A 26,286-nucleotide genomic window follows, 5' to 3' on the forward strand; every position below is an offset into this window, starting at 1 on the left:
CCTACGGGACTTAAAAGGTCTATTAGCTGTTATTTCTACCGATATACCATCTACGGATTTAATACCATTTTATTAAGAATTCCTCTTCTCACTACCACTACCTTGAGTACTATCTCTCGTATTCTTCTGCACGGCAATAGCGCCAAACAAAGCCAACAAGAACGCAAAAGCATAAAAGCCTTTTTCACTTGGTAGCAATGTGGCATTCCAGAGACCTACGGCTAATAGAACTATACACAAGATAGTAGAGAACCAGCTGATGCCATAGTAAATATCAGTTACAGGAATACCCTCCAGGCGGTCTCTTACGCTTTTCTGCACAGATACAACCGAGAATAAACCGTACATTAATACTGCAAAATAATAGCCTTTTTCGTTAAGCAACATTTCTGAGCGCCATAGGCCAACCAGAAAGCCAACCATTCCGGCTCCTAATGCTACCCACGATGCCGCTATAAAGGCTGCTGATGGTTTTTGATACATATTGTTTATTTATTTAGATGTGTATTGATAAAAAATTCCGGTATCGAAAGGTGTCCAGAGGCTGGCTTTTTGTCCGCAGCTTTTCAGTCCGTTATTAGCCCATGTATTACAGGTATAAAATAGATTGTACCTGCCTTTAGCCTCATAGAAAGCATCATCTTTACTATAGTTTGCATTGGTCTGAATATGCATCAGATGTCCTTGCGCATCTGTAGTAAAGCTCTCCTGAATATATTTAATCAATCTGGAATACTGTTCTTTCGAAATATTTATCTTCACACAATCCGATCCCTCAGTCATGCTTTTGTAGAAAGTCGCATGAATGGCAGCTGTGCTTAGCGCAAATGCTGCTTTAAAAGCAGTACTGGCTTTCAGGTCTGCCCAAGTAGGTGTTTCTAAATAAAAACCTTTATCGCCCCAGCCAAATGCCACATACTCAAATAGGCTGTCTTTGCCAGTTGTATTGGCAAATTTTACTTCCTTACTCCAATCTATCTGCTCGCTTTTAATAGGTACTACCAAATCAGTATGCACACCATTGGTCAGAATGTAGATAGCCATATCATTCTGGGTCTGACTTTCTCGATTCACACTCATTCTTGATAAAACATAGGCAGAGCCCAGATAGATACCAATCAAACAAACCAATGCCAGAATAGTAAGACCTGTAATTTTGAGTATTTTTAAAGCAATTTTCAAGGTAATAATAGGTTAGACTATATGCACTGAGGTTATTATCTCATTCTGTCGGCATCTCTTACTGTTTTCTCATCCTTACGGATCAAACGATTCGCAATCCAATTGAATACCAAAGCAGCGAAAGCTGCCCAGAAACCAATACCAAACTCTCCTTGTTGATCTGGTGCAAAAAACTTGGTAGCTTGAAATTGAATATGATAAACAGTCGTTCCTAATAGCGCAGCTCCAATTAAAGAGTTAAGTGCTACAAAAAGCATCTGACGGACACGATTTTTATATTGAAAAATAGTGAAAAGCGAGGTGCCAGCCGAGAGCACTGCCAGAATCGCCAAGTAATAAACAGGCTTGTTTACTTCGGCCAGTGTGCCTTTCATGTGTAACAAAAAATAAGGGTTCAAAATAGCTTCTTCTCCTGCACCTACCTTATGCCAGACCGGAGTGGCTAAATACAAAATCATACAGATAGAAGTAAGGAGCAATAAAAGTGATTGGGGGCGTTGTAACATTTCAACAATAAATTAATGGTTACATAATACAAATATCAGTACAAAGGTAAATAATCAGGCAAATCGTTTAAGAAACCTGCACATTTTTTTATTGAGTAGTCAGAATATTAATAATCTCCTTGTGCTCGGGGTATTGTTCAATCAGTTTTTCACGGCTTGCCATTTCAAAATCAGCAAAACTAAAACCGGGTGAAACGGTGCAGCCAACTAAAGAATAACTATCTGGTTGAGCAGGTTTGCTACCAAACCACACACCCGCTGGCACCACTGCCTGAAAAACTTCTCCGTTTTCAGGATTATCACCTAATTTAATCGTCTGCACAAATCCCTGATTATCTATATAATAGACATTTAGCGGCGTGCCATAATAGAAGTGCCACATTTCGTCAGACTGAATGCGATGCAGTGCTGAAAACTGATGGCTTTCAAGCAAAAAATAAATGCCTGTGCTAAAATTTCTTTCCCCCTCAAAACGTTTAGGAAGAGCATCATGCGGAATGGTTTCGGCTGAACGATAGGTTTCGGCGAAGTATCCACCCTCGGGATGCGCCTGCATATGGTATTTTTCAACCCAATAATTGGCTGTTTTCATATTTAATGTGGAATTAGATGAATGAATATCTTATTTTTGGCAAAATAAACAGAACGCGTTCTCCTGAATATCTTAATGAAAAGTAAATTTATAAAAATCCTCGCTATTGTTGGCGGAATTGTCTTGCTAAATGTACTGGCTTCTTTTGTATTCTTTCGTCTGGATCTCACCGAAGAAAAACGCTATTCTCTCTCTGATGCTACCAAAAGCCTATTAGAAAATCTTGATAAAGAGATACTGATAAAAGTATATCTGGATGGTGATGAATTACCCGGTGGATTTGAAAGATTGAAACGTGCAGTAAACGAAACCTTAGAGGAATTTCAGGTATACGGCGGAACAAAAATAGAATTCCGTTCTATTGACCCAAGTGCAGAGAGTGATACAAAAAAACGAGAAGATTTTTATGCCCAATTGATGAAAAAAGGCATGCAGCCTTCAAGAGTAATTGATACTAAAGGCGGTCGTCAGATAGAGAATATTGTTTTTCCGTATGCTTCTGTCAGTTATGAGGGCAAAGAAGTACCTGTGCAATTGTTAAAAGGAACAGAGGGAAGAACCGCACAGGAAAAACTGAACCAATCGTATGAGAATGTAGAGTATGAATTAGCGACTGCCATTCGGAAACTGACCTTGAAAGAGAAAAAGAAAATCGGATTGTTATACGAGTTTACAAATCTGAAACCTTTAAACTTTGCCGACCTCATTACTTCTTTGCAGGAACGATACGAACTGTATATGATTGATGCTAAACTATCACCTACGTTTCAAGGGCTTGATGCACTGATTTTACCTAAGCCTACACATCCCGTTGATGATAGTACCAAATACAAAATCGACCAGTTTGTGATGAACGGGGGCAGGGCTCTGTTTTTTGTGGATGGCTTAAAAGTAGATTCGGTAAGTTTAGAAGGTACTTTTGCCCAACCTTTAGAATTGAACCTGACGGATTTGTTTTTTAAATATGGTGTCAGAATCAATAGTAATATTGTAAAAGATGGCGCAAGTTCGGCGGCTATTCCGATGGTAGTGGGTAATATGGGTGACAGGCCGAATATCCAGCCGATACCTTATCGATACTTTCCGGTTATCAATAATTTTGGCAAAAGCCTCATTACCAATAACCTTGATTTGGTCTTCTGTAAATACGTAGCTTCAATTGATACGGTTCAGGCAGCGGGGGTGAATAAGATACCTTTATTAATGACCACACCTTATACTAAAGTGTTAAATGCACCAGCCTTAGTCACTTACAATGAAGCCCACACCGAAACCAAACAGGATGAATACAACGGAGGGGTAAAAACTGTGGCATATTTGTTGGAAGGTAAGTTTGAGTCTTTGTATAAAAATAGATTATTACCATCAGACCCTCAATACAAATCATTCAAGGCGGAAAGTGTGCCTACCAAAATGCTGGTTTGCTCGGATGGTGATTTGATTGTGAATGATTTGAGTCCTAAAACGGGTAACCCGTTACCATTGGGTTTTGATAAAACTACCCAGCACGTGTTTGGTAATAAAGACTTTGTGATGAATGCCATTGATTATATGATTGACGAAAACGGAGTGATACAAGCCCGTGGCAAAGAAGTAAAACTTCGTCCTTTGGATAAACTGCGTACACGTGACGAACGTACCAAATGGCAGGTTATCAATATTGCTTTGCCTTTGGGAATAGTGATTTTATTTGGAATTGTTTTATATATGCTACGCAAAAGAAAATTTGCCTACTGATTGATCTTTTTTTTTGTAAAAAAAGTACTACTTTTAAAAGTAGATTTAAAGGTTATTATTCTGGCTGAAAAGAGCGGTTCGCCGTGGCGGCAGATTTTTTTAAATAAGCGGACGCCACTAGGGCATATTTTGTAGACGTAGTAGGTAGCTATGTCGAAAAATAAGACGAAATATAACTAAAAGAAATACCTTTGTAGGTCGAATCATAACCTATAAATATACTTATAGTCAAAATTCATTTTTTTTAATCTTCTATTTACGACCGGTTAAACATGAACCTATTTGAAATCAAAGAGCAACCTAAGGTCTATGACGTTGTGATTGTAGGCTCTGGTGCAGGAGGAGGTATGGCAGCATACCAACTCACTAAAGCAGGTGCAAAGGTTTGCTTATTAGAGGCGGGTGGTTACTTCGACCCCGCAGACCCTAAATATATTACACAATTAAAAAATCCCTGGGAATCTCCTCGTCGTGGGGCAAGTACGCGTACTCGTCCGTTTGGTGATTTTGATGCTGCATGGGGCGGTTGGGACATTGAAGGAGAGCAATATTCGGCTATGCCCGGCACACAGTTCCGTTGGTTCCGTTCAAGAATGTTGGGTGGTAGAACCAACCACTGGGGACGTATCTCGATGCGTTTCGGTCCGGATGATTTCCGCAGAGGCTCAATGACAGGTATCGGTGACGACTGGCCTACGAGCTATGAAGATTACGCGCCTTATTATGATAAAGTAGATAGATTAATCGGTTTATTCGGTACTAAAGAAGGTATTCGCAATGAACCGGATGGTATCTTCTTACCTCCACCAAAACCACGTCTGCACGAGTTGATGTTGAAGAAAGCGGCTACAGGTATTGGTATTCCGGTTATCCCGTCTCGTATGGCGATGTTGACCAAGCCTATCAACGATTCTCGTGGTGCTTGTTTCTATTGTGCGCAATGTGGACGTGCTTGTCAGGCTTATGCCGATTTCTCGTCGTCGTCAGTATTATGTATCCCTGCAGCTAAAACAGGTAACCTGACACTGATTAACAATGCGATGGTTAGAGAAGTGTTGACAGACCCTAATACTGGTCTTTCAACTGGCGTTTCTTATGTGAATAAACTGGATTTAAAAGAATATTCAATCAAAGGTAAAATTGTCATTTTAGCTGCCAGTACCTGTGAAACTGCCCGTATCATGCTTAACTCTAAATCGCCAAGATTTGCCAGAGGTTTAGCGAATGACAGCGGTGTAATTGGTAAATACCTGAATGACTCAACAGGAGCAAGCCGTTCGGCATTTATCCCTGCTTTGATGGATCGTAAACGTTACAACGAAGACGGTGTGGGTGGTATGCACGTGTTTACACCTTGGTGGGTAGATAATAGCAAGCTTGATTTCCCAAGAGGTTACCATATTGAATATGGTGGCGGTATGGGGATGCCGGGCTTTGGTTTCGGCGGTGGAATTGAGCGTGTAAACGGGCTTTTCCCTGATAGAAACGGTAATAAGAAAAAAGCAGGTGGCTACGGAGTAGCGCTGAAAGATGATATTCGTCGTACTTACGGTGCTTATATCGGTATGGCAGGTCGTGGAGAGCCTATTCCATTAGAATCTAACTATTGTGAGATCGACCCTAATAGTGTAGATAAATATGGTATTCCAACGTTACGTTACCACTACAAATGGAGCGAAAACGAAATCAAGCAAGCCAAACATATGCAGGATACTTTCGAACAGATTATCCATGCCATGGGTGGTATTCCGATGGGTAGAAAACCGGATGCAAGCAATAATTATGGTTTAGCTCAACCGGGTGAAATCATTCACGAAGTAGGAACTGTACGTATGGGTAGTGATCCTAAAAAATCGGCTCTGAACGGCTGGCAACAAGCCCATGATGTGAAGAACCTGTTTGTAGTAGATGCAGCTCCGTTCGTATCACAAGGTGATAAAAACGTAACCTGGACAATCCTTGCGAGTTCATGGCGTACTTCTGATTATATCATGGAGCAGGTAAAAGCTAAAAACATTTAACAAAACCATTTTCCGAACATGAAACGTAGAGACACATTAAAAGCACTTTCATTGAGCTCGTTGGGAATGGCTGTTTTACCAACCACCGACCTCGTAGCGGCACCGCCGGATCCGAAGCCGTTTAAAACAACACCGGCTCGTATTCCCGAAGAAATAGAAAGAGATAAAAAGATTGCCGCCGATAAATTTCTGACTCCAGCGGAATTGGCTACTATCGGAATCTTAGCAGATATTATTATTCCGGCAGAGGGTAAATCAGGTAGTGCTACGCAAGCGGGTGTACCTGCTTTTATCGATTTTATCGTAAAAGACATGCCACAATATCAGACCCCTATCAGAGGAGGTTTGAGATGGCTGGATAACCATAGCACCAAACGCTTCGGCAAATCTTTTGCAGGCATTACGCCTAAACAACGTATTGAGATAGTAGAAGATATTGCTTACCCGGACGATGTAAAGCCTGAATTCAGTCATGGTGCAGCATTTTTCTCACAAATCCGAAATCTGACAGTAACAGGCTTCTATACAACCCGTATGGGCTTCGATGATTTAGGATACATGGGTAACACGCCTAATGACTGGCAAGGTGTACCGCAAGATGTATTAGATAAATACGGCTTGAAGTATGATCCGATTTATGATAAAAAGGATTGATAGTATTGAAGTCTTATTAAAAAGCAAAAGCCCTGAAAGATATTCTTTCGGGGCTTTTTGATGTATCGTGATTTTTCAAATCGCCGTTATAATAAGCATTAGTAATCATTATTATATAAATTATCTAGTTAATGCTTATTAAACGGTATAACTTTAGCGGAAAATTTATATTAATGTATGAAGAGATGTTTACAAATATTGTTTATGGTTTTTGGCCTAAACATAAGTATTTTTTTGCCTTCTTTTGCACAAAACAGTGTGCCACAGGGACTAATAGCATATTATCCTTTTAACGGAAATGCTAATGATGTAAGCGGTAGTGGGAATAATGGAACAGTAGTTGGTGCCTTATTAACTACTGATAGATTTGGCAATGCTAATAATGCCTATAGTTTTAATGGGAGTTCTGATTATATCAGTATTAATAATCCTGCAAATCTGCCATTAGGTAATTCTCCCAGAACAATTAGTGTTTGGCTGAATCCGGCAAATTGGGCGGGTGAATGGACTTTAACTGCTGTTGCCTATGGAAGTGCATCAACTTCAAATGCTTTTATGTTTGGATTGGGTCAAAACATAATTGCAGTTCAGGGATGGGTTAATGATGTTAGTAGTCCTTTAGTTTATTCCATAAATCAATGGATAAACGCAGTTTGTACTTATGACGGTACCAATGTCGCTATTTACATAAATGGAAATTTAATCGGTAGCGGAACAAGTATAAGTTGGAATACAGTAGGTACTGAATTCTATATCGGAGGTAGAGTGTCTCTTGGAAATAGTTTTTTTGATGGTAAACTTGATGATATTGGAATTTGGAACAGAGTTTTAACCAATAGCGAAATACAAAAATTATATTTAGAAGGAGAAAGCGGCAAAACCATTATTCAAAATAATGCAAAGTCTATTTTAATAACCCCGGATTTGATACAATCTAATTCAACGGTAACAGGAACGGGAAATACATTTATAGGAGATAATGCATTAAAAAATAACCGAGATGGTTCTTATAATACTGCTATGGGCTTTCAAGCAGGTGGAATGAGTTCAGGAACAGGTAACGTATTTGTTGGAGCAAATGCGGGAAATGTAACAGATTTTCAAAATACTTCGAATAAACTAATCATTGCGAATTCTACCACTAACAATCCATTAATTTATGGAGAATTTGACAACTCTATTTTGAAAATAAATGGAAAATTGGTGATTCAAAAAAATAATGAAGTTCCGGCAACTTCAAATTCGGCAGGTATACAAGGACAGATTGCCTTTGATGATAATTATCTGTATATCTGTGTTCAGACAAATGTATGGAAACGCTTTGCGCTTAGTTCATGGTAAGAACGTTTATAAATTCTATCATATGTAAGCAAAAAAGTCCTTCATAAAAGGACTTTTTTGCTTACTGTGAATTTCAAAATTCGTCGTTGCACGATTTTTTAAATCGTGATACACCTATCAATACAACATCCTGAACCGAATCGTCTCCTCAATATCCTTAATCTCCTGCACAAATTCGTCGGTATAGCCTTTGTCAATATCCATAATTACATACCCGATTTTTTCATTGGTTTTCAGGTATTGACCGTTGATATTGATAGAATGTTTGGCAAAAATATTATTGATTTTCGCCAGTATACCCGGTACATTTTTATGAATATGCAATAAACGGTGAGAATCTTTCAATAATGGCAATTGCAATTCAGGGAAGTTGACACTACCAGTGGTGCTACCGTTATTCATAAATTCCAATAAACGTTCAGGCACATAATGTCCGATGCCTTCCTGCGCTTCTTCCGTACTTCCACCAATATGTGGGGTCAGAATCACATTCGGTAAGCCTCTTAATTCATTGATAAACTCCTCGTTATTGGTTTTTGGTTCATAAGGAAATACGTCAACCCCTGCACCAGCTACTTTACCCTCTTTAATAGCCTCTACCAAAGCAGGTACATCAACTACATGGCCACGAGCCAGATTCAGGAATATGACACCTTTTTTCATCAACTCAAACTCACGTTTGCCGAAGATATTGGTATTGTCTTTACGGCCATCAATGTGCATACTCACTACGTCAGCTACGCGTAGCACTTCATCTAATGAGCGACATTTTTTGGCATTACCAATAGGCATTTTATCTACAATATCGAAGAAGTATACTTCCATACCCAAAGCCTCGCCGATAACTGATAGCTGCGTGCCGATATGGCCATAGCCTATCAAACCTAATTTTTTGCCGCGAACCTCGAAGCTATTATTGGCCGATTTATCCCACTTACCTGCGTGCATTCCGATGCTTTTCTCAGGGATATTGCGGATAAGCATAATCATTTCACCAACAGCCAGTTCTACTACCGAACGGGTATTGCTATAAGGTGCATTGAAAACGGCGATACCTTTCTCAGTACTTGCTTTCAAATCAATCTGATTGGTACCAATACAGAAAGCTCCGATAAGCATCAGTTTATCAGCATTCTCTAATACTTTTCTGGTAACATTGGTTTTTGAGCGAAGACCCAGGATTGAAACACCTTTGATTTTCTCTGCTAATTCGGCTTCGTCCATCGCCCCTTTGTGGAACTCTACATCAAAACCCTCATATTTAAAGGCTTCAACGGCCACAGGGTGCACATTCTCCAATAAAAGTACTTTGATACGGCTTTTAGGATAAGATTGGCTACGAGGGAGTTTATTCAGGTATAAGAACTCATCTAATGATGGTACTACGTGGTCAGCTTTAGCAATTACTTTTTCACGCTCTACGTTTTCAGTAAAGGCATAGAAACGATTAGCTAAGCCAGATGCTCTTAGTTCATAGTCGGTATAACCGTCGCCGATGGCATAAACGTCTCCATCCAGGTTTAATGAACCAAGAAGTTTTACTTTGCCTTTTTCATGAGCTAGTACATTAGTAGCATCTACGCCTGTAATATTCCCCTCATCATCAAACTCAAAAGTATTGGCATAGACATTTTCTTCTTTCAAACCCAGTTCTTTTACAATAGGCACAATAAACTCTTTGAAACCGCCTGAAACGACTAAAATATTATCGGCATATTCACGGAGGAATTTCTCATTTCTCTGAAAAGAGTCTGATACTTTGGTGTGTAAGAAATCAACTAATTTATCAATATGCGTACGATTGGCTTTCAGTAAATCAATTCTTCTGCTTAAGGCTTCCGAAAATGAAATCTCACCATTCATGCCCATTTCGGTCAGTTTCCTGATTTCACCGACAATTTTTTCCTGATTGGCATTGCCTGCTAAGGCGATATTGGCTAACTCGTCAAGCCCCTCTACTTTTGTAAAAGTGCTGTCGAAATCTATAATAAAATATGGTCTTTCAAGTGTTTTCTCTAACATTGTATAATTCTATATTTAACTTGTTATTCCTATTGCAGTTGCAAAACGTTTATCTTTTGATATAAAATCAGTAATTTCATAAAGTATTTTATAGAGATTTATTTCATTGGGAGAGGAACTTTTATAGTCTTCGGACTTTATAAATGAAGCATTTTTAAAATAGCTTTCACTTGACTTATATGCTTGATAATGTTCCTTTGAATTGTTATTATAGAACCAAGGTAGTTTAATAAAGTAATGATTGTATAATGGGAAATTACATCCTACTTTATTTCCTTTAGAATCTAATATGTAACTATAGTACAGCTCTCTTTTTTTAATATTTAAAGAAAAATGATGAAGTAAGCCTAAACAATCATAAACTTTAATTACATCTGGTTGCTTTAATATAATTGAACCTTCTAAACTTTTTAAAATATTTATTAATTTTTTAAAGTCTCCAATCATGCAATTTAATAATTGAATTACTTTTAAAATTTTAAAGTCGGATACACTAAATTTAACTAATAAGTCTTCTATAATTACTTGTTGAGAATATTGATTGAACCAATTAGATTCTGGAACGATAAAATCTTCTTCTATATTTATATTTTTTATCTTATTAGTAAAAACAATTTTTCTTAATTTTCTAATAGTAATATGTTTTTCCTCATAAAACTTTACCATAATTTTAGAAAGAAGGAATAATTCCGATTCATTTAAATCATTATTAAATATACTACTACAAAATAGCTTTATTCCATCCTCATTTGAAAAATGATAAATGCTATGGGCATAGAATTTATCAATATATCCATCAAAATCAACTTCCTTTCCGTATTTGTGTTCAAATATTTTTTGAATATTGGCAACATCACAAACGATTATAATCTTATCAAATCCAAACTTATTGTCTTCTCCCCAATGATTATTATGTGCACTTAATACATTTAAAATTCTAAAAATATGTTCAGGGTCTAATCTATCTAAATCATCAATAATTAAAACGCTTTCCTTTTTTTTGTCTTGATTTTTAAGAAATTCAATAGAAGCACGAATGGTTTGAGTGACAATATCATCTTCATAAATTGAACCCTTTTTTTCTAATTGATCTTCAATATTCTTTGTTAATTTATCCTCTCCTTTCTTCTGTATAGCTTTTTTGAACTCGTTATACTCTTTAGGAAGTTTTTCTAAAATATCTTTTAATGAAATTTCTATTTCTGTTTTCTCAATCGGCTTTATTTTAAGCTTAACATTAGATAATATTGAACTAATAATTTTAAAGTGAGAATGTATAATAAACTGTTGTAAATATAAGATTTTTGAAAACTTTTCTTGCGGCTCTTTCGGGAGTAAAGGAATTAACTGTTTACTAATATCTACTTTAATATACTCAAATATATCTTCATTATTACTTACGGAATAATCTACAGGTACAAGCCAAAAAGGAGAATATTTATCTGAATGTTTTTTAAAATATTGAGTAAGGAAAAAGGTTTTACCACTACCAAATTTTCCAGAAAATAGGATTCTGTTATTTCCATCAATCTCTATATGATTCTGGAAATTTATGAAAGGTTCATCAATATTTACACTAAAATCACTCACTGTCCAAGGCAATCTGAATATGCCCCAAATGATGTTTACAATGCCATGCTGCCATATGTAATGCCTGCGCTAATGTCAGATTAAGCTGACGCCCTGCATGAAAAAAGGTTCTGCTGAAATCTTCGGAGGACATGGATTTTAGCAAATGTGTCCATCGTTTATGGGTAGCTTCCAACAACAGGAGTGCATCGGCCAATGGTATGCTTGGTACTTCACGGTTATTGATCCAACCGTTAATATTCGGGACATAGCCTTGAGGATTATCTTCGCAAAGTGCCTGTTTGAAACGGGCAAAATGCAGAATGTGCATATCAGAAATATGAACCACTAAACTATGGATACTCCATGCTCCTTCACGATAAGACTTTGCTAACTCGTCTGCCGAAAGATTTTTGGTCAATTGCTCATACTTAGCCGGATATTGCTCAATGATGCCAATATTCTCAGCTATCGTTTCTGTAGAATAGCTATTTTCAGGTGTCCATTTGCCGATTGGAAACTTGCGCTCTTCGAGAGTCATTGCTTTAGGGAGGTTTTGTTGCAAACTCAAATTTACCAAACTATTGCGCAAGTAAATAGAGCTAAGCTATTGATTTTCAATAATTAAATAAATAGTCAAGGATATTCTTGATATAATACAAAATATCAATAGTCGATGAAGAAGATTTGCAAATATAGTAATTTCTGGCAATTAAGGAACGGGGTCATACCCATGACCACCCCAAGGATGGCAGCGGCCTATGCGTTTGACGGTGAGTAGTAAACCCTTGAAAAACCCATATTTCTGAAACGCTTCTACCGAGTATTGGGAGCAGGTAGGCGTGTAGCGACAGGAGGCAGGAAACCAGGGCGAAATACCGACCTGATACAGACGTACAAGAAATATGGCAACGTATTTCATGAATTATTCAAATGAAATGTATAAGGTAACTGTATGAGTAGTCAATCGGTCTATACCTGCAATGGCAGTACCTGAAGCAGTAGAAGGATTGATTAAATTAACTATGCCATGAGAGAAATGTAATTCCGGCGAAAACTTGAAGTATTCTCTGAAAAACTCGATACCTGTACCGTATTCTACAGAAAAATCGTTATTCTTAGTGGTAAACTGCTGACGGTTTCTTCTGTTTACAGCATTGGTTTCAACAGCATAACGTAAACCTCCGAATATATACATCCGCACATTACCTCTACGTTCCGACTTATACTTTAGCATCACGGGCAACTCAAACCAGGCTGTTTCTCGCAATTCCTTTTTCTCCCCCAGCATCGTTTCCGGAGTTGTTGCATCAGTATCTACGTATCGGTATTCTAATTTTCTCCCATAAATGGCTACTGTAGGCAGAACGCGAAAGTCGAAATAATCGTTCAGACGTATATTGGCCAATCCCCCCATTTTCAGGCCAATAGTGCCGGGTGAAGTGATAGCGTATACCTCATCTTTATTAATAAAATAATTATTAAATTTGATATTGAAGTGCGTGTAAGGTAAGCCTAAAAAGTAACCGAATTTCACGGTTTTGGCATCATAATCACCCTGAAAAAGACGTTTATTCTGCTGTGCAGAAGCATTTTGCACAAGCATGAAAGATAATAACAAGCAGCCCTTAGAAATAAGGAAAGTCTTTTTTAATGTTGATGTTAAATTACTTGAAAAGGGTACCTTAATATTTTTCATTCAAACTTTAAGAAAAGGTTACATCTATGTAATCAATAGCAATCTCAGGGCTTTTTCTTACCTATATAGACTGTACAGATGCCAAAAGTAAGCGGCACACTTTTCGTTTCTGTGAATCCGGCTTTTTCAAAAACTTTCAGGAAGTCATTTCCTTCAGGAAAGGCTTTAACCGACTCTGGCAGATAACTATAGGCTGCTTTGTCTTTTGATACAAGTTTCCCGATTAAGGGTAAGATAGTAGAATTATATAACCAATATAACTGCTTGATAATAGGTGTTTTAGGTTTTGAGAATTCTACAATCAGACAGGTGCCGCCGGGTTTGGTTACCCTGTTCATGTCAGTGAGTCCTTTCTCCAGATTCTCAAAGTTCCTTACTCCAAATGAAACGATGACAGCATCGAAAGTATTGTTTTCAAACAGTAATTTCTCCGAATCCCCGCTTCTGAGTTCTATCACATTTTCCATGCCAATCTTCTTCATTTTCTCACGTCCCATCGCTAGCATGCCCTCTGAAATATCTACGCCAATCACTTTCTCAGGCTTTAATTGTTTAACGGCCTCAACAGCAAGGTCACCGGTACCAGTAGCTATATCTAAAATCAATTTTGGCTGAGCCGAACGCAACATAGAAATGGCTTTCTTTCTCCACCATACATCAATCCCCCCACTTAATAAGTGATTCAACAAATCATATCTTGGCGAAATGTTATCAAACATCTCTGCTATCTGCTCACGCTTTCCTGCTTCTTTTTCTTTGTAAGGTACTACCATCTTCTTTCAACAAAAAATCAATAATATGACAATAAACCGCAAAGTTACAACCACATTTTCATATTAGATAAATTTCGGTCATATAAATGCTTTAAGACCAACAAATTAAGATATAGAAATTGACTGGGAATGGGTTGGATGGGTTGGAAATGAGTTCGAAAATAGCGTCTCTTATGATATGCTAAGGGTCGGTGAATGAATTCACCGCCTAAGATAACAAAGGACAATTTTGCATGTGTTGCCGGACTTAAGTCCAGCGAATAAATAAATAAGTCCATTGTTTTTTTAGTCATCAAATTTATTCGGTGAGCCTGTCTAGTATGAGGGCAAATTATACGCCAAATAATATTTTGTGAATTTTTTTTTCGATTTTTATCTACCTGATTTTCAGGTAGATAGCTTTTTTTCTTGATGGATTTTAAAAATTAATTCCAACTAATTTTTTTTCAACTGAATCTATGTAGGAAATAAACCAAAGAAAAATTCATGAAAAAAATCGTTTTAAGTCTCGTTTCGGTAGCTATTTTATTCTCTTGTACAAAAGAGGAAACTACCACCCCACAACTTTCTTTAAATGACCAGTTTAATGTTTCGGCAGAGGGTTGGAGTGCTGATTTTGCAGATTATCCTGTAGGAGAGGAAACATTCTACGAATTATCAACTAAAAAAGATGCTAAATTGCCAGCGCCTTTAGATACATTGAAGAAAGGTTTCCGTGTTTCGGGTAATAACCATAGCGATGATTTGTTTATGTTTATCACCAAAAAAATGACAGGTCTGAAAGCCAATCAAACTTACAAAGGAGCATTTGAAGTTGAATTTGCTTCGAATGCACCAGATGGTTCGGTAGGTGTAGGTGGTTCTCCTGCTGAAAGTGTGTATATGGGTATCGGTCTTACATCAATAGAACCTAAGAAAGTAGCTAATACTACTACCAAGAGCTACGACATGAACATCAAGAAAATGCAACAGGCAACCAGCGGACAAGACATGAAAGTGATTGGTAATGTAGCTAATGGTACAACCGAAAACAAATACAAAATCATCAAAAGAAGTGGTGAGTTTACAGGTAAAACTGATGCTAGCGGTAACCTTTGGGTAATTATAGGTACAGACTCTGGTTTTGAAGCGACAACTACGCTTTATTACACAGGTGTTAAAGTAAATCTGACAGAAGTTACTGCTGCGCAGTAATTTTATGGCAGGTCGGAGCGTTCAAACTCCGACCTGCTTTCTCATATAACCGAAATCGACGTCTATTCAAACTTAATCAGATATATCGTATGAAAAAATTGTTAGGCATCTGTGGTTTTATCGGGGCTTTCTTTTTAAGCGCCTGTAAAGAGAATAAAGTTTCGTTAGAGGGTCTTGACAATGCTTATTTGCCCTTACAGGTAGGTAACTATTGGAAAATGGATAAGACAGCTTCAAGAACCGTTACAGAAACCAAGGTTTTCGATCAGAAGAATTATTATGCCATCACAACATCTTACGATACATCTTATGTGAGAAACGAAAACGATAAGATTGTAGAATACTATAAAGGGAAGACGTCGGTGAGATTCGATTTGACGGCAAATGTAAATGCTACCTGGCAATACAGAGATTATAAGGTAACACTGACAAGTAAAACAGAGACTATTACAATAGGAGGACAAAAAATTAAGAATTGCTATCGCTTCTATTTTGATATTCCGGCGTTGGCTGACGAAGAATATGCTATATGGTTAGCACCAGGTATAGGCTTTATTCAATATGAATGTCTGGGAATGTGTGCAGGGGGAAAAGACAAACTAAAAGAAATGAAAATCGACGGTAAGGTATATGTCCTTTAAACAGGAGGTTTGAGGTACCTGAACACACAGTTAAAAGCGATATCTATTCAAGTTTAACCAGATGTAATTATGAAAAAATTGGTTGGTATTTTTGGTATCATTGGCGTTTTCTTTTTAAATGCCTGTAAAGAAGATAAAGTTTCGCTGGAGGGACTTGATAGTTTTTATCTGCCTTTGACTGTGGGGAATTACTGGATTGTGGATAAGGTGGATAAAAGAACGATTACTGAAACCAAAGTCATCGACCAGAAAACGTATTATGCTATAACTACCAGTTATGATACTTCGTATGTCAGAAATGAAAGCGATAAAATTATAGAATACTATAAAGGGAAAACTTCGGTACGATTTGATTTGACAGCCAAGGTAAACGATACCTGGCAATATAGAGATTATACAGTAAAATTGATCAGCAAAACAGAAACCATTAATATTGGTGGACAGGAGATTAAAAATTGCTATCAGTTCTATTTTGATATTCCGGCAATGGCTGACGAAGAACATGCTATCTGGCTGGCACCAGGCATTGGTTTTATTCAGTACGAGTGTTTAGGTGAGTGTATTGGGGGGAAAAACAAATTGAAAGAAGCAAAAATTGACGGTAAGATATATAAGTTTTAGTCAGAGACCTTGAGGTATACACAGTTAAAAGCATCATCTATTCAAAATTTGATCTGATGTAATCTATGAAAAAAATATTCGGTGTCTGTGGCATCATAGCATGTTTATTATTAAATGCATGTAAGAACGAGGTTTTACCATTAGATGAATTAACTAATGACTATCTGCCTTTAGCTGTTGGGAATTACTGGAATCTGGATAAATTCGGTTTAAGAAAAATTACTGAAACCAAGGTTTTTGATGGAAAAACTTATTATGCCATCACTCAAAGTCATGATACATCATATGTCAGAAACGAAGAAGATAAAATTATAGAGTACGATGGGGGAAAAACCTCTGTTATGTTTGACTTAACTGCAAATGTAAACGATACCTGGCAATACAGGAATTACACAGTAACGCTTATTAGCAAAACAGAAACAATTAACATAGGTAAACAGGAATTTAAAAATTGTTATCAGTTCTATTTTGATATTCCAGCTGCGGTTGATGATGAAAGTACTATCTGGTTATCTCCGGGAATTGGCTTTATTCAGCAGAAGTGTCATGGCGAATGTATAGGAGGAGAATGGAAGCTAAAAGAGTTGAAACTAAATGGGAAGATATATAAACTTTAAATATAAATCCACAATTCGAAAGTAGTAAAAGCCTGATAATCTGTTTATCAGGCTTTTACTTTTTTTTAGACATAAAAAATAATCAAGTATTCTGGAAAGATTCGACAACTTAATGTGTTAATAATTGATTGGGTTCTGCTGTTTACAATATATTTGTCGCCGCTTAATCATTATTTGAATGTTTTTACGACGAACGCTTCATAATTTGATGCATAATTACGTCTTTTAGGCACATTTGTTGCTCATATATGCATACTGAAACCAGGCGCTTCCTGAAACATTTTGGTTTGAATTTGTGTATCTCTATTGAGATTTTTATAATTTACCGAGTCGTAACTCAGCAAGACAAGAAATCTTATAAGTTGGCAAAAGGTAGGCCAGCCTGATTTGCCATACTTAATTTGAAATTTTATTCATCTAAAAATGGCTGGGATTTAAAGATGGACATTAAGAACTTATTGCACAGAAACCCGACATGCCGTTTACAGAATGCTTTTCTGTGGTGTTTCTCTCTATTGGCAGGGGTACTCTTGATGGCATCTTCATCTGTTTCTTTTGCGCAGTCTTTTAAACAAGGTGAGGCAGATTTAAGAGCAATTCGATTTGAGGATACAAAAAATCACGTTGATTTAACAGGTGAGTGGGCTTTTTATTGGCAAAAATTATTACAACCCAACCAGATAGCCGCTAATAAGCCCGATTATTATACCCCCTTTACCGATGTCTGGAATAGACATGAGCAATTAGGCAAGCCTTTCAAAGCCTTTGGCTATGCTACTTATACCTTAAAAATCTACGTAGACCATAAGAATAACCCTCAGCTATCATTCTTTATCCCCGCAGCTTATTCAAGCTACAAACTCTGGATTAATGGCGAAGAGTTTGCGCATAATGGTGTAGTAGCTACTACAAAAGAAGCTTATAAGCCGCATTGGTTACCAACCAAGAAGCTTTATCTGGCACAATCAGATACCTTGCAATTAGTTTTACACGTAGCCAATTTTGACCACTACCGCGGTGGTTTCTCACAACCGATTATCTTAGGTAGTAATGGTTATACCGAAGATTTATGGGATACTGAATTATCCATTACATTGATTCTGACCGGAATCTTATTAATGGTAGCATTGATATTCTTTGGTTTATATTTCTTAGGACAGAAAGACCCTGTGGTAGTGTTTTTTGCCCTCTATTGTGTTTTTTATATCTACCGATTAATTGGGGTAGATAAGATTTATTATCTGCATCAGATTTTCCCTGATATTCCTTTCAAAATCACGTTTTTCTTAGAGTACTTTACTATTTTCTTTTGTATTTACCTCTTTACCCGATTTGTGAGGTCACTTTATGCAAGCAATAGCAGATTTGTAATGGGCGTAGGCTACGTTAGCCTTTTCTATATTGCCTTGTTGATTTTGACGCCTACTTACATTATTTCTTACGCATCGCAACTGTTTTTCTTTATCATTTTGTTTTTTGTGGCATATAATTTCTATATGTCTATTATTGCAGCGCTTCGTAAACGCAAGGGTTCTATGTTTGCCTTACTAAGTATGTCTTCTATCGGTTTGGCGGTTTCCTTAAATATAATGGGGTATTTTGGGCTCATCAGGCCTTCTTCTTATTATCTGTTTTTAGGGTATTTTGGGTTTATCCTTTTTCAGACACTTATTCTCTCTCATAGGTTTGTGTATTCCTTTCAGAAAGCCCGTCGTGAGGCAGAGGGGGCAGCCAAAGCTAAATCAGAATTTTTGGCAAATATGAGTCATGAAATCAGGACACCTTTGAATGGGGTAATTGGGTTCACAGATTTATTGATGAAAACCAAGTTAGATAGCACGCAGCAGCAGTATATGTCTACGGTCTTTCAATCGGCTAATTCCTTGCTTGATATCATCAATGATATACTGGATTTCTCAAAGATTGAAGCAGGCAAACTTGAGATTGTGGTTGAGAAAACGAATATCAATGAATTGATGAGTCAGGTAGCTGATATGATTACCTTTCAGGCAAGTCAGAAAAGCCTGGAAGTGTTGTTGAATATTCCGGTAGATGTGCCACGTTATATATGGGTTGATGTAGTTAGGCTAAGACAAATTCTGGTCAATCTGTTGAGCAATGCCGTGAAGTTTACAGAGACAGGAGAGATAGAGCTGAAAATAGAAATGCTGGGCGATATTAAGAGTAATTATAATAGTTTCAGATTTTCAGTAAAAGATACTGGTATTGGTATTGCGCCTCAGAATCAGGAAAAAATCTTTCAGGCATTTTCACAGGAGGATTCTTCTACAACCCGCAAGTTCGGTGGTACCGGGCTAGGACTTACTATCTCTAATAAGCTTTTAGCTTTAATGCAAAGCAGATTACGGGTAGAAAGTGAGTTAGGTGCAGGTACTAAATTTTATTTCGACCTGAATCTGAGATCAGAAGTAGGGGAAGTAGATGAATGGAAAAACCTGGATGTATTTAAAAAGGTACTGATTGCCGATGATAATAAAACCAATCGCTCCCTGATAAAAAGCATGCTCGATTTGCGGAAGATTAGTTATCAGGAAGTAGAAAACGGGCAGGAAGTAGTGGATATTCTGCAAAAAGGTGAGAAATTCGATCTGTTGCTTATCGACTATCATATGCCTTATCTAGATGGTTTGGAGACGGTGCGAATACTCAGACAAAAACCTAAATTTAGTGCAGAGAAACTACCAATAATCTTGCTGTATAGCTCACATGCACACGAGTATATTAATGCTGAATCTGAGAAACTACAAATCAGACAACGTCTGGTAAAGCCTGTAACAATTCAGAAAGTGTTTGAGGCGATGTCGAAAATTGCGACAAAAGTGGTAGAAGAAAGTCAGAAGACAGAAGATACAAAGCCTAAACAATATGTAGACGAGCGATACCTGACGATTCTGATAGTAGAAGACAATAAAGTAAATATGTTATTTGCCCGAACAATCTTCAAATCGGTATTCCCGAATGGGCGTATTCTGGAAGCAGAAAATGGCAGGATTGCAGTAGAAATTTTTAAGAAAGACGTACCGGATATTATCTTTATGGACATGCAAATGCCAGAAATGAATGGTCTGGAGGCAACCCTTGCTATTCGTGAAATGGAAGCAGGCAAAAGCAGGGTACCAATTATAGCCCTTACGGCTGGAACTGTAAAAGGTGAAAAAGAGAAATGTATAGAAGCCGGAATGGACGATTATATTACCAAACCTTTCATAAAAGATACGGTGGTAAAAGCAATTCAGAAATACTTAGGTAAATAATAAGGATATTTTCTCTGTTTAATGCCTTACATACAATTACAACTTGGTAGTCTTGCCAAGTTTTTTTTATTTTGTTGCTCATTTGAACCTGACATAGATGTCTTTAGAGATTTTTCTTAAAGCAATTGAAGAGGAAATTGCCCACACACAGTATGGCGAGAAACCCGTAGAATTATATGAGCCAATAGAATACCTGATGTCGTTGGGTGGTAAAAGAATGCGCCCGCTCCTGACGGTAATGGCAACTAATATTTTTTCGGATAATTGGAAGGCTGCCATTAAACCAGCTATTGGTGTAGAGGTTTTTCATAATTTCACTTTAATGCATGATGATATTATGGATGACGCTCCATTGCGCCGTGGCAAACCTACTGTGCATGAGAGATGGAATCCTAATGTGGCTATTCTTTCGGGAGATGTGATGTTGGTTTGTGCCTATGAATTAATGACGGCTGTAGAAGACAGGATTTTTAAGCAGGTAATCAGAAGATTCAACCGCACGGCTGCAGAGGTTTGTGAAGGACAGCAATTAGATATGAATTTTGCCACCCGCAACGATGTAAGCGAAGACGAATATATCGACATGATTCGCCTGAAAACCTCAGTTCTCTTAGGTTTTGCTTTAGAACTGGGAGGTATGATTGCCAATGCCGGAGAAACTAATACAAAGCTTCTATATGAAATAGGTACCAATGTAGGAATAGGGTTTCAGTTGATGGATGATATTTTAGATGTATATGGCGACCCTAAGAAATTCGGCAAACAAGTGGGGGGCGATATTATTGAAAATAAGAAAACGTTTCTATTGATAGAAGCCTTAGCACAAGCCAAAGGTAAGCCAGAAGAAAAAGCCTTAGCAGAATGGCTTTCGGCAGAAGAATTTGATAGAAATGAAAAAGTGAAATCTGTTACGGCTATTTATGATACGTTGGGAATCAAGCAAATGGCTGAAAACAAAATGAATGAGTTTTTCAGTAAGGGTCTACATGATTTGGATAAATTAGAAGCTCCGGCAGCGCAGAAAAAACCTTTACTTGAATTAATATATATGTTGATTGAACGAGAAAACTAACGAAACGATGTCTTTGTCTTTAACGGTAATTATTATTGCTATTACGGTAATTGTGAGCATTGCAGCCTTTAATAATGGCCGATTGATGCATCAATACATCCTTAACCCCTATACAGTGCACCGCCGTAATGAATGGTGGCGATTGCTTACTTCAGGCTTTTTACATGGCGATTTCGGTCATCTATTCTTCAATATGTTTAGTTTGTACATTTTTGGAGAAGGGGTTGAATCCTATTTTCGTCAGATATTTGGCAATAAAGCCGACTTCTTCTATTTGTTGCTCTATCTTCTGGGTATCATCGTGGCTAATCTGCCTGATACATTCAGTAAAAAGAATAATTCGGGTTATAATGCTTTAGGAGCATCAGGTGGAGTAGCGTCGGTGGTTTTTGCTTTTATCATGTTTCAACCTACGGCAAAAATGGGTTTTCTTCCTCTTCCTCCCATTATTCCTGCCTGGATATTTGGTATTTTATATCTATTGTATTCTCGCTATATGGCACAGAAACAATATGACAATATCGGCCATACAGCCCATATGTGGGGAGCATTATGGGGAGTAGTATTTGTAATTTTGGCTTATCCACCTATTGTTCAGCATTTTATTCAAACAATTGCCGGTAGTTTCCAATAATGTTTAAAATATTACAGCAACCTTATCCTTTTCCACACAAGTCTGTAGGCGTAAGTCTACGCAAAAGTCTGGTTGAAGGAGCAGGCGTTGCTCTATTCTTTGTTGTTTTTCAACCATTTGGCTTAAATGATTGGCAACACCCACATAAACTGTGGGTGCTTATCGGTTTTGGAGGTATTGTGAGTATTTGTACACTTTTTAATAGGTCAGTATTGCCCCTGCTTCTTCCAAAATTTTTTAATGAGCAGACATGGGTAATCTGGAAAGAAATAGCAGATATATTGTTTCTGCTTGCGCTCATTACCTGTGCCAATATGTTTTATTCCAAGTTTTTCTTTCAGTATATACCGCTTACGCTCTTTGGTTTTGTTGCCATGTTTTTTATTGTGGCTTTGGTGGGATTTGTCCCTATTTCATTTGGGGTGATGTCTAATTATATCTATCAGTTAAAGAAATATAATCAGACGATTGTCGTACAATCCAACGAAACCACGAAACAGGAAGAAAAAGTAGCAACACCTATAAAACTGATAGCTGAAAACGAAAAAGATTCTTTAGAACTAAGTAGTGATGATTTATTATTTATAGAATCATCTGATAATTATTCAACTGTATTTTATCAGAAAGGAAATATACTTCAAAAAGAATTGCTGAGAAGTAGTCTGACACGTTTAGAAAGTCAGATAAATTTACCGAAAATTGTTCGTTGCCATCGGTCGTATATTGTTAATCTCACTAAGGTTGAGAAAGTGACTGGCAATGCCCAGGGGTATAAATTACATCTGAAATCTCTTGATTTCACCGTTCCCGTTGCCCGTAAATATTCCGGAATCGTTGAGCAAATGAAATAGGGTTATAAAAACCTCCTTTGACAGCTTTGTCATTCTTCCCTAAAACTTGTTATTCCTCCCAGTGCTTTGTCAAACTCCCCAAAGGATTGATAGTCAGCCCTTTCGTTTGACTGCTATTCGTCCTGACCTATACATTTGTGTCATCGAAAACGACAAATAAATCAATAACACAAATGAAGAATTTCATCCAATCAATCGCACTAACAACCATTTTAAGCCTGCTTACTACTTTCTCTTTTGCACAAAATAAATATAGCGTAACGGTGGTGGTAAAAGGTATTCAACAACGTCAGGGCAAGGTGTATGCTTCTATTTCTAACGATGCTAACAGCTTCCCGAGAGGAGGTGGTATCAAATCAGCCATTGCCGAAGTAACACAGGAAGGCGAGGTGACTTTGAAATTTGAAAACATTTTAGAAGGTAAATATGCCATCGTCTTATATCAGGATTTAAACGATAATAAACAACTGGATATGAATGGAGAAATGCCTGCCGAGCCTTTTGGTTTCTCTAATGTAACTATGTTGATGGGACCACCAAGCTTTGAACAATGTGCCTTTGACCTGAACGAGAATAAAACGTTAGCTATAGGCTTGATGGCATTCTAAGTTTTGAATCAATTAACTAAAACTAATCACCTTTTAAATCAATAGAATTATGGAAAAGCTCATCTTCAATTTCTTTCTCGTTATACATGTTATCTGTGGCTTTTTATCGCTTTCAAGCGGATTGGTAGCCATGATTGCCCAAAAAGGCAAAAGAGTACATAATATAAGCGGACGGGTCTTCTATTGGGCTATGTTTGGCGTATTTGTTACCACTATTATTTTCTTTGCCATCTACCCTGCTCAATTAAAATATCAGTTTTTTCTGACTATTGGAATTGTTAGTTTTTATCCGAATTATTCAGGCAAAAGACTATTAAGTATGAAAAAAGCCATTGTTCCAGCTCTTGTTGACTGGATAGCTGCCTGGGGTGTGGGTATTTGTGGAATTGTAATGATAGGCTATTCAGTTTACGGGTTTATCAGCCCTGCGGGGTTTAATGGTATGGCTATCTTATTTGCCATTTTCGGTGTAGTGTGCTTAGTAAATGCCTATGGAGATTTAAAAATATATTTAGGTTTTCATAAACCTGAAAAAATTCACTGGCTTTTGGGGCACGGGGGTAAAATGATGGGCGCTTATTCTGCGGCTTTAACTGCGTTCTTTGTAAATGTAGTGCCAAGATATATGCCAAAAAATACACCGGATTTTGTTTTTATTCTGACCTGGGTTTTACCCGGAGTAGTAGTTGGTATTATTGCTTCAAGAATTTTGAAGAAGTATAAAGTGAAGTTTGCAATGAAAAGTGCAAAGCCTATTTTACAGGTTTAGAGAAATGTGGCGCGAGCGTCCCGCTCGCGCCACATTCATATTATCTCAAACCTATCAGCATCCAGATAGGCCGGGAATCTCTGACGGAATTCGTCTAAGGAAGTTTTAGAGAGGGTATGTTGATGGATTACCTCGTTATCTATTTCACGAAAGATTACTTTACCTGAATAGTCAATAACAGCAGAATGGCCTGAATGAACAATATTGTTGCCATCAAGTCCTGTTCGGTTTACGCCTATTACATAGCTTTGGTTTTCGATAGCCCGTGCCACCAACAATGAATCCCACGGATACATTCTTACTTGCGGCCAGTTGGCTACATAAATCAATAGGTCATAAGCTAAATCCACATTTCTGCTCCAGACCGGGAATCGGAGGTCGTAGCAGATGAGTGGACATATTTTCCAGCCTTTTAGTTCTTTGATAATCTTTTTATCCCCACCTGCATACACCTCATTCTCTTTTGCCATTCTGAAGAGGTGGCGTTTATCGTAAGTATCAACCTCCCCATCAGGACTTACCCATAAAAGGCGGTTATAATAATTATCACCTTCTTTAATCACCACACTACCTGTAATAACTGCTCCTGTTTGCGCTGCCATTTGTTTCATCCAGCGAGTGGTATGCAGATTCATAGGCTCAGCCATCTTAGCCGGATTCATGGTGAACCCGGTAGTAAACATTTCAGGCAGGATAATTAAATCGGTAGGAGTGGAAATGCCGAAAATCTTCTCTTCCAACATCGCCCTATTGGCGGTTGCATCTTCCCAATGAAGATTGGTTTGAACAAGCGTAACCTTTAAATCGGGAAGAGAAGAATTTTGTTCAGACATTTTATGAGTGCTTGTGGTATTATCTTGGGAATTTCATTCGGTATTCTACATCTACATCACCTTTAGTAATGTTGGCTAATTTTTTCTTTAACATCTGTTTTTTCAAAGGTGTCAGATGGTCAGTGAATAAAATGCCATCAATATGGTCATATTCGTGTTGAATAATACGAGCCGCCATACTCTCATAAGTTTCGGTATGCTCTACCCAATCAGTATCAAAATAGCGGATGGTTACATACTCAGGGCGGTATACATCGGCACGAATACCCGGAATACTCAAACAGCCTTCTTCATAGGCCCATTCCTCACCCTCTTCTTCTATAATTTCGGCATTGATGAATACTTTTTTAAAACCTAACAACGATTTGTCAATGTCTTCTTCTGTTTCTGCGCTTTCGTTGATAGGAGTACCATCAACTACAAAAATACGAAGGTCTAAACCAATCTGCGGACCTGCTAAACCCACACCTGCCGCTGAGTACATCGTCTCAAACATGTCTTCGGCGAGTTTCTTTACATCAAGTTCGCCTTGTACAATATCACGCGCTTCTTTTCTCAAAACAGGATCGCCGTAGGCTACAATAGGATATATCATTGTATGTTATATATTTTTTAATTTCTTGCGGAAAATAATTCTATAATCTTCAATTGCCTCTTTTCGTTCCACGGCTTCTATGCAAAAACCATTTTTGATGGCAAATATCAGCATTCCTTTAAGGCTATTGCGGGTTTTGAAAACAATGGCATTAAACCCCTTTTCTACTGCCCATGCTTCTTGTGTGTCGGCCAGTTTTTGTGCAATATGTAGTTTTCTGTAATCGGGTATTACGCCACCCATCCAGCTATAAAAACTACCGTCATTATCTCGCTGATAACCGACTTTAAAACCAACCGGAGTGCTGCCATCAAGAGCAACTAAAACCAAAGAATTCGTGTTAAATAATCGGGTTTCGTAGTCTTTCTCATCGTAAATTCCATCATAAAACTCTGGAATTTGTTGAGAAATAGCTACGCATTCGGCAACTGTACCGCGTCTGATTGTTACATTTGCACCCGTATTCATACCACAAAGTTA

27 protein-coding genes are annotated in these 26,286 nt (G+C 37.6%); 14 read left to right on the top strand and 13 right to left on the bottom strand.

Going from position 1 to position 26,286, the window contains the following annotated elements; genetic code table 11:
* Positions 1-72 precede the first annotated feature (72 nt).
* The 4 genes from yiaA to D0T08_RS14940 all read right to left on the bottom strand — a co-directional run bounded on the left by yiaA (position 73) and on the right by D0T08_RS14940 (position 2,280).
* A complete protein-coding gene (gene yiaA / locus D0T08_RS14925) occupies positions 73-483 on the bottom strand; it encodes an inner membrane protein YiaA (RefSeq protein ID WP_116983470.1) in 411 nt (136 codons plus the stop codon).
* Positions 484-492: 9 nt separating this feature from the next.
* Positions 493-1,182, bottom strand: a complete 690-nt coding sequence (locus D0T08_RS14930) for a TIGR02117 family protein (protein ID WP_199538166.1) — start codon at positions 1,180-1,182, stop codon at positions 493-495.
* Positions 1,183-1,217: 35 nt separating this feature from the next.
* A complete protein-coding gene (locus D0T08_RS14935) occupies positions 1,218-1,688 on the bottom strand; it encodes a DUF4293 domain-containing protein (protein ID WP_116983472.1) in 471 nt (156 codons plus the stop codon).
* 88 nt (positions 1,689-1,776) lie between these two features.
* The gene (locus D0T08_RS14940) at positions 1,777-2,280 is read right to left on the bottom strand and encodes a cupin domain-containing protein (protein ID WP_116983473.1); all 504 of its coding nucleotides are present in this window, start codon (positions 2,278-2,280) and stop codon (positions 1,777-1,779) included.
* A 75-nt stretch (positions 2,281-2,355) separates the two neighbouring features.
* Between D0T08_RS14940 and gldG the strand changes: the two genes are divergently transcribed.
* The 4 genes from gldG (at position 2,356) to D0T08_RS14960 (ending at position 8,033) form a co-directional block, all read left to right on the top strand.
* Positions 2,356-4,017, top strand: coding sequence for a gliding motility-associated ABC transporter substrate-binding protein GldG (gldG, locus tag D0T08_RS14945; protein WP_116983474.1), 1,662 nt, complete (start codon positions 2,356-2,358; stop codon positions 4,015-4,017).
* A gap of 272 nt (positions 4,018-4,289) precedes the next feature.
* Positions 4,290-6,038, top strand: a complete 1,749-nt coding sequence (locus D0T08_RS14950; protein WP_116983475.1) for a GMC oxidoreductase — start codon at positions 4,290-4,292, stop codon at positions 6,036-6,038.
* 18 nt (positions 6,039-6,056) lie between these two features.
* Positions 6,057-6,692 carry a gluconate 2-dehydrogenase subunit 3 family protein gene (locus D0T08_RS14955; RefSeq protein ID WP_116983476.1) on the top strand — a complete coding sequence of 212 codons (636 nt, stop codon included), beginning with the start codon at positions 6,057-6,059 and terminating at the stop codon, positions 6,690-6,692.
* A 177-nt stretch (positions 6,693-6,869) separates the two neighbouring features.
* Positions 6,870-8,033: a LamG domain-containing protein gene (locus tag D0T08_RS14960; RefSeq protein ID WP_116983477.1), complete on the top strand. Its 1,164-nt coding sequence runs from the start codon at positions 6,870-6,872 to the stop codon at positions 8,031-8,033.
* 117 nt (positions 8,034-8,150) lie between these two features.
* Here the strand turns inward: D0T08_RS14960 and serA are convergent, their stop codons facing one another.
* The 6 genes from serA to ubiE all read right to left on the bottom strand — a co-directional run bounded on the left by serA (position 8,151) and on the right by ubiE (position 14,096).
* The gene (serA, locus tag D0T08_RS14965; protein WP_116983478.1) at positions 8,151-10,055 is read right to left on the bottom strand and encodes a phosphoglycerate dehydrogenase; all 1,905 of its coding nucleotides are present in this window, start codon (positions 10,053-10,055) and stop codon (positions 8,151-8,153) included.
* A 15-nt stretch (positions 10,056-10,070) separates the two neighbouring features.
* Positions 10,071-11,657, bottom strand: coding sequence for a P-loop NTPase fold protein (locus D0T08_RS14970; protein ID WP_158561274.1), 1,587 nt, complete (start codon positions 11,655-11,657; stop codon positions 10,071-10,073).
* Entirely contained in the window at positions 11,638-12,165 is a 528-nt protein-coding gene (locus D0T08_RS14975) for a DinB family protein (RefSeq protein ID WP_116983480.1), read from the bottom strand. The genes D0T08_RS14970 and D0T08_RS14975 overlap by 20 nt, the downstream gene beginning before the upstream one ends.
* 171 nt (positions 12,166-12,336) lie before the next feature.
* Positions 12,337-12,546, bottom strand: a complete 210-nt coding sequence (yidD, locus tag D0T08_RS14980; RefSeq protein WP_116983481.1) for a membrane protein insertion efficiency factor YidD — start codon at positions 12,544-12,546, stop codon at positions 12,337-12,339.
* Positions 12,547-12,549: 3 nt separating this feature from the next.
* The gene (locus D0T08_RS14985) at positions 12,550-13,323 is read right to left on the bottom strand and encodes a porin family protein (protein ID WP_116983482.1); all 774 of its coding nucleotides are present in this window, start codon (positions 13,321-13,323) and stop codon (positions 12,550-12,552) included.
* A 44-nt stretch (positions 13,324-13,367) separates the two neighbouring features.
* Positions 13,368-14,096 (bottom strand): bifunctional demethylmenaquinone methyltransferase/2-methoxy-6-polyprenyl-1,4-benzoquinol methylase UbiE, encoded by a 729-nt coding sequence (ubiE, locus tag D0T08_RS14990; RefSeq protein WP_116983483.1) that lies wholly within the window; start codon positions 14,094-14,096, stop codon positions 13,368-13,370.
* A 486-nt stretch (positions 14,097-14,582) separates the two neighbouring features.
* Here ubiE and D0T08_RS14995 point away from each other — a divergent pair, with 486 nt between their 5' ends.
* From D0T08_RS14995 to D0T08_RS15040, 10 genes are all read left to right on the top strand, one after another.
* Positions 14,583-15,290 carry a hypothetical protein gene (locus tag D0T08_RS14995; protein WP_116983484.1) on the top strand — a complete coding sequence of 236 codons (708 nt, stop codon included), beginning with the start codon at positions 14,583-14,585 and terminating at the stop codon, positions 15,288-15,290.
* Between the two features lie 89 nt (positions 15,291-15,379).
* Positions 15,380-15,931, top strand: a complete 552-nt coding sequence (locus D0T08_RS15000; protein WP_116983485.1) for a hypothetical protein — start codon at positions 15,380-15,382, stop codon at positions 15,929-15,931.
* Positions 15,932-16,000: 69 nt separating this feature from the next.
* Positions 16,001-16,552, top strand: coding sequence for a hypothetical protein (locus tag D0T08_RS15005; protein ID WP_116983486.1), 552 nt, complete (start codon positions 16,001-16,003; stop codon positions 16,550-16,552).
* 65 nt (positions 16,553-16,617) lie between these two features.
* Positions 16,618-17,169 carry a hypothetical protein gene (locus D0T08_RS15010; protein WP_116983487.1) on the top strand — a complete coding sequence of 184 codons (552 nt, stop codon included), beginning with the start codon at positions 16,618-16,620 and terminating at the stop codon, positions 17,167-17,169.
* A 440-nt stretch (positions 17,170-17,609) separates the two neighbouring features.
* Positions 17,610-20,444, top strand: a complete 2,835-nt coding sequence (locus D0T08_RS15015; protein ID WP_116983488.1) for a response regulator — start codon at positions 17,610-17,612, stop codon at positions 20,442-20,444.
* A gap of 97 nt (positions 20,445-20,541) precedes the next feature.
* Positions 20,542-21,516, top strand: coding sequence for a polyprenyl synthetase family protein (locus D0T08_RS15020; protein WP_116983489.1), 975 nt, complete (start codon positions 20,542-20,544; stop codon positions 21,514-21,516).
* Positions 21,500-22,150: a rhomboid family intramembrane serine protease gene (locus D0T08_RS15025; protein WP_229238965.1), complete on the top strand. Its 651-nt coding sequence runs from the start codon at positions 21,500-21,502 to the stop codon at positions 22,148-22,150. Before D0T08_RS15020 ends, D0T08_RS15025 begins: the two co-directional genes overlap by 17 nt.
* Positions 22,150-23,001: a LytTR family DNA-binding domain-containing protein gene (locus D0T08_RS15030; protein ID WP_116983490.1), complete on the top strand. Its 852-nt coding sequence runs from the start codon at positions 22,150-22,152 to the stop codon at positions 22,999-23,001. Before D0T08_RS15025 ends, D0T08_RS15030 begins: the two co-directional genes overlap by 1 nt.
* Positions 23,002-23,174: 173 nt before the next feature.
* Positions 23,175-23,609, top strand: a complete 435-nt coding sequence (locus D0T08_RS15035) for a DUF2141 domain-containing protein (RefSeq protein WP_116983491.1) — start codon at positions 23,175-23,177, stop codon at positions 23,607-23,609.
* Positions 23,610-23,658: 49 nt separating this feature from the next.
* Positions 23,659-24,378 carry a hypothetical protein gene (locus D0T08_RS15040; protein ID WP_116983492.1) on the top strand — a complete coding sequence of 240 codons (720 nt, stop codon included), beginning with the start codon at positions 23,659-23,661 and terminating at the stop codon, positions 24,376-24,378.
* Between the two features lie 35 nt (positions 24,379-24,413).
* Here D0T08_RS15040 and D0T08_RS15045 read toward each other — a convergent pair whose 3' ends face one another.
* Genes D0T08_RS15045 through D0T08_RS15055 form a run of 3 tightly spaced genes read right to left on the bottom strand, consistent with a single transcriptional unit; the run spans position 24,414 to position 26,274 of the window.
* Positions 24,414-25,211, bottom strand: coding sequence for an amidohydrolase (locus tag D0T08_RS15045; protein ID WP_116983493.1), 798 nt, complete (start codon positions 25,209-25,211; stop codon positions 24,414-24,416).
* A 19-nt stretch (positions 25,212-25,230) separates the two neighbouring features.
* On the bottom strand, positions 25,231-25,806 hold the full coding sequence (gene def / locus D0T08_RS15050) for a peptide deformylase (RefSeq protein ID WP_116983494.1): 576 nt from the start codon (positions 25,804-25,806) through the stop codon (positions 25,231-25,233).
* Between the two features lie 6 nt (positions 25,807-25,812).
* Positions 25,813-26,274 (bottom strand): GNAT family N-acetyltransferase, encoded by a 462-nt coding sequence (locus D0T08_RS15055; RefSeq protein WP_116983495.1) that lies wholly within the window; start codon positions 26,272-26,274, stop codon positions 25,813-25,815.
* Positions 26,275-26,286 lie beyond the last annotated feature (12 nt).

Source organism: Emticicia sp. C21 (genome assembly GCF_003418935.1).
Lineage (GTDB): Bacteria > Bacteroidota > Bacteroidia > Cytophagales > Spirosomataceae > Emticicia.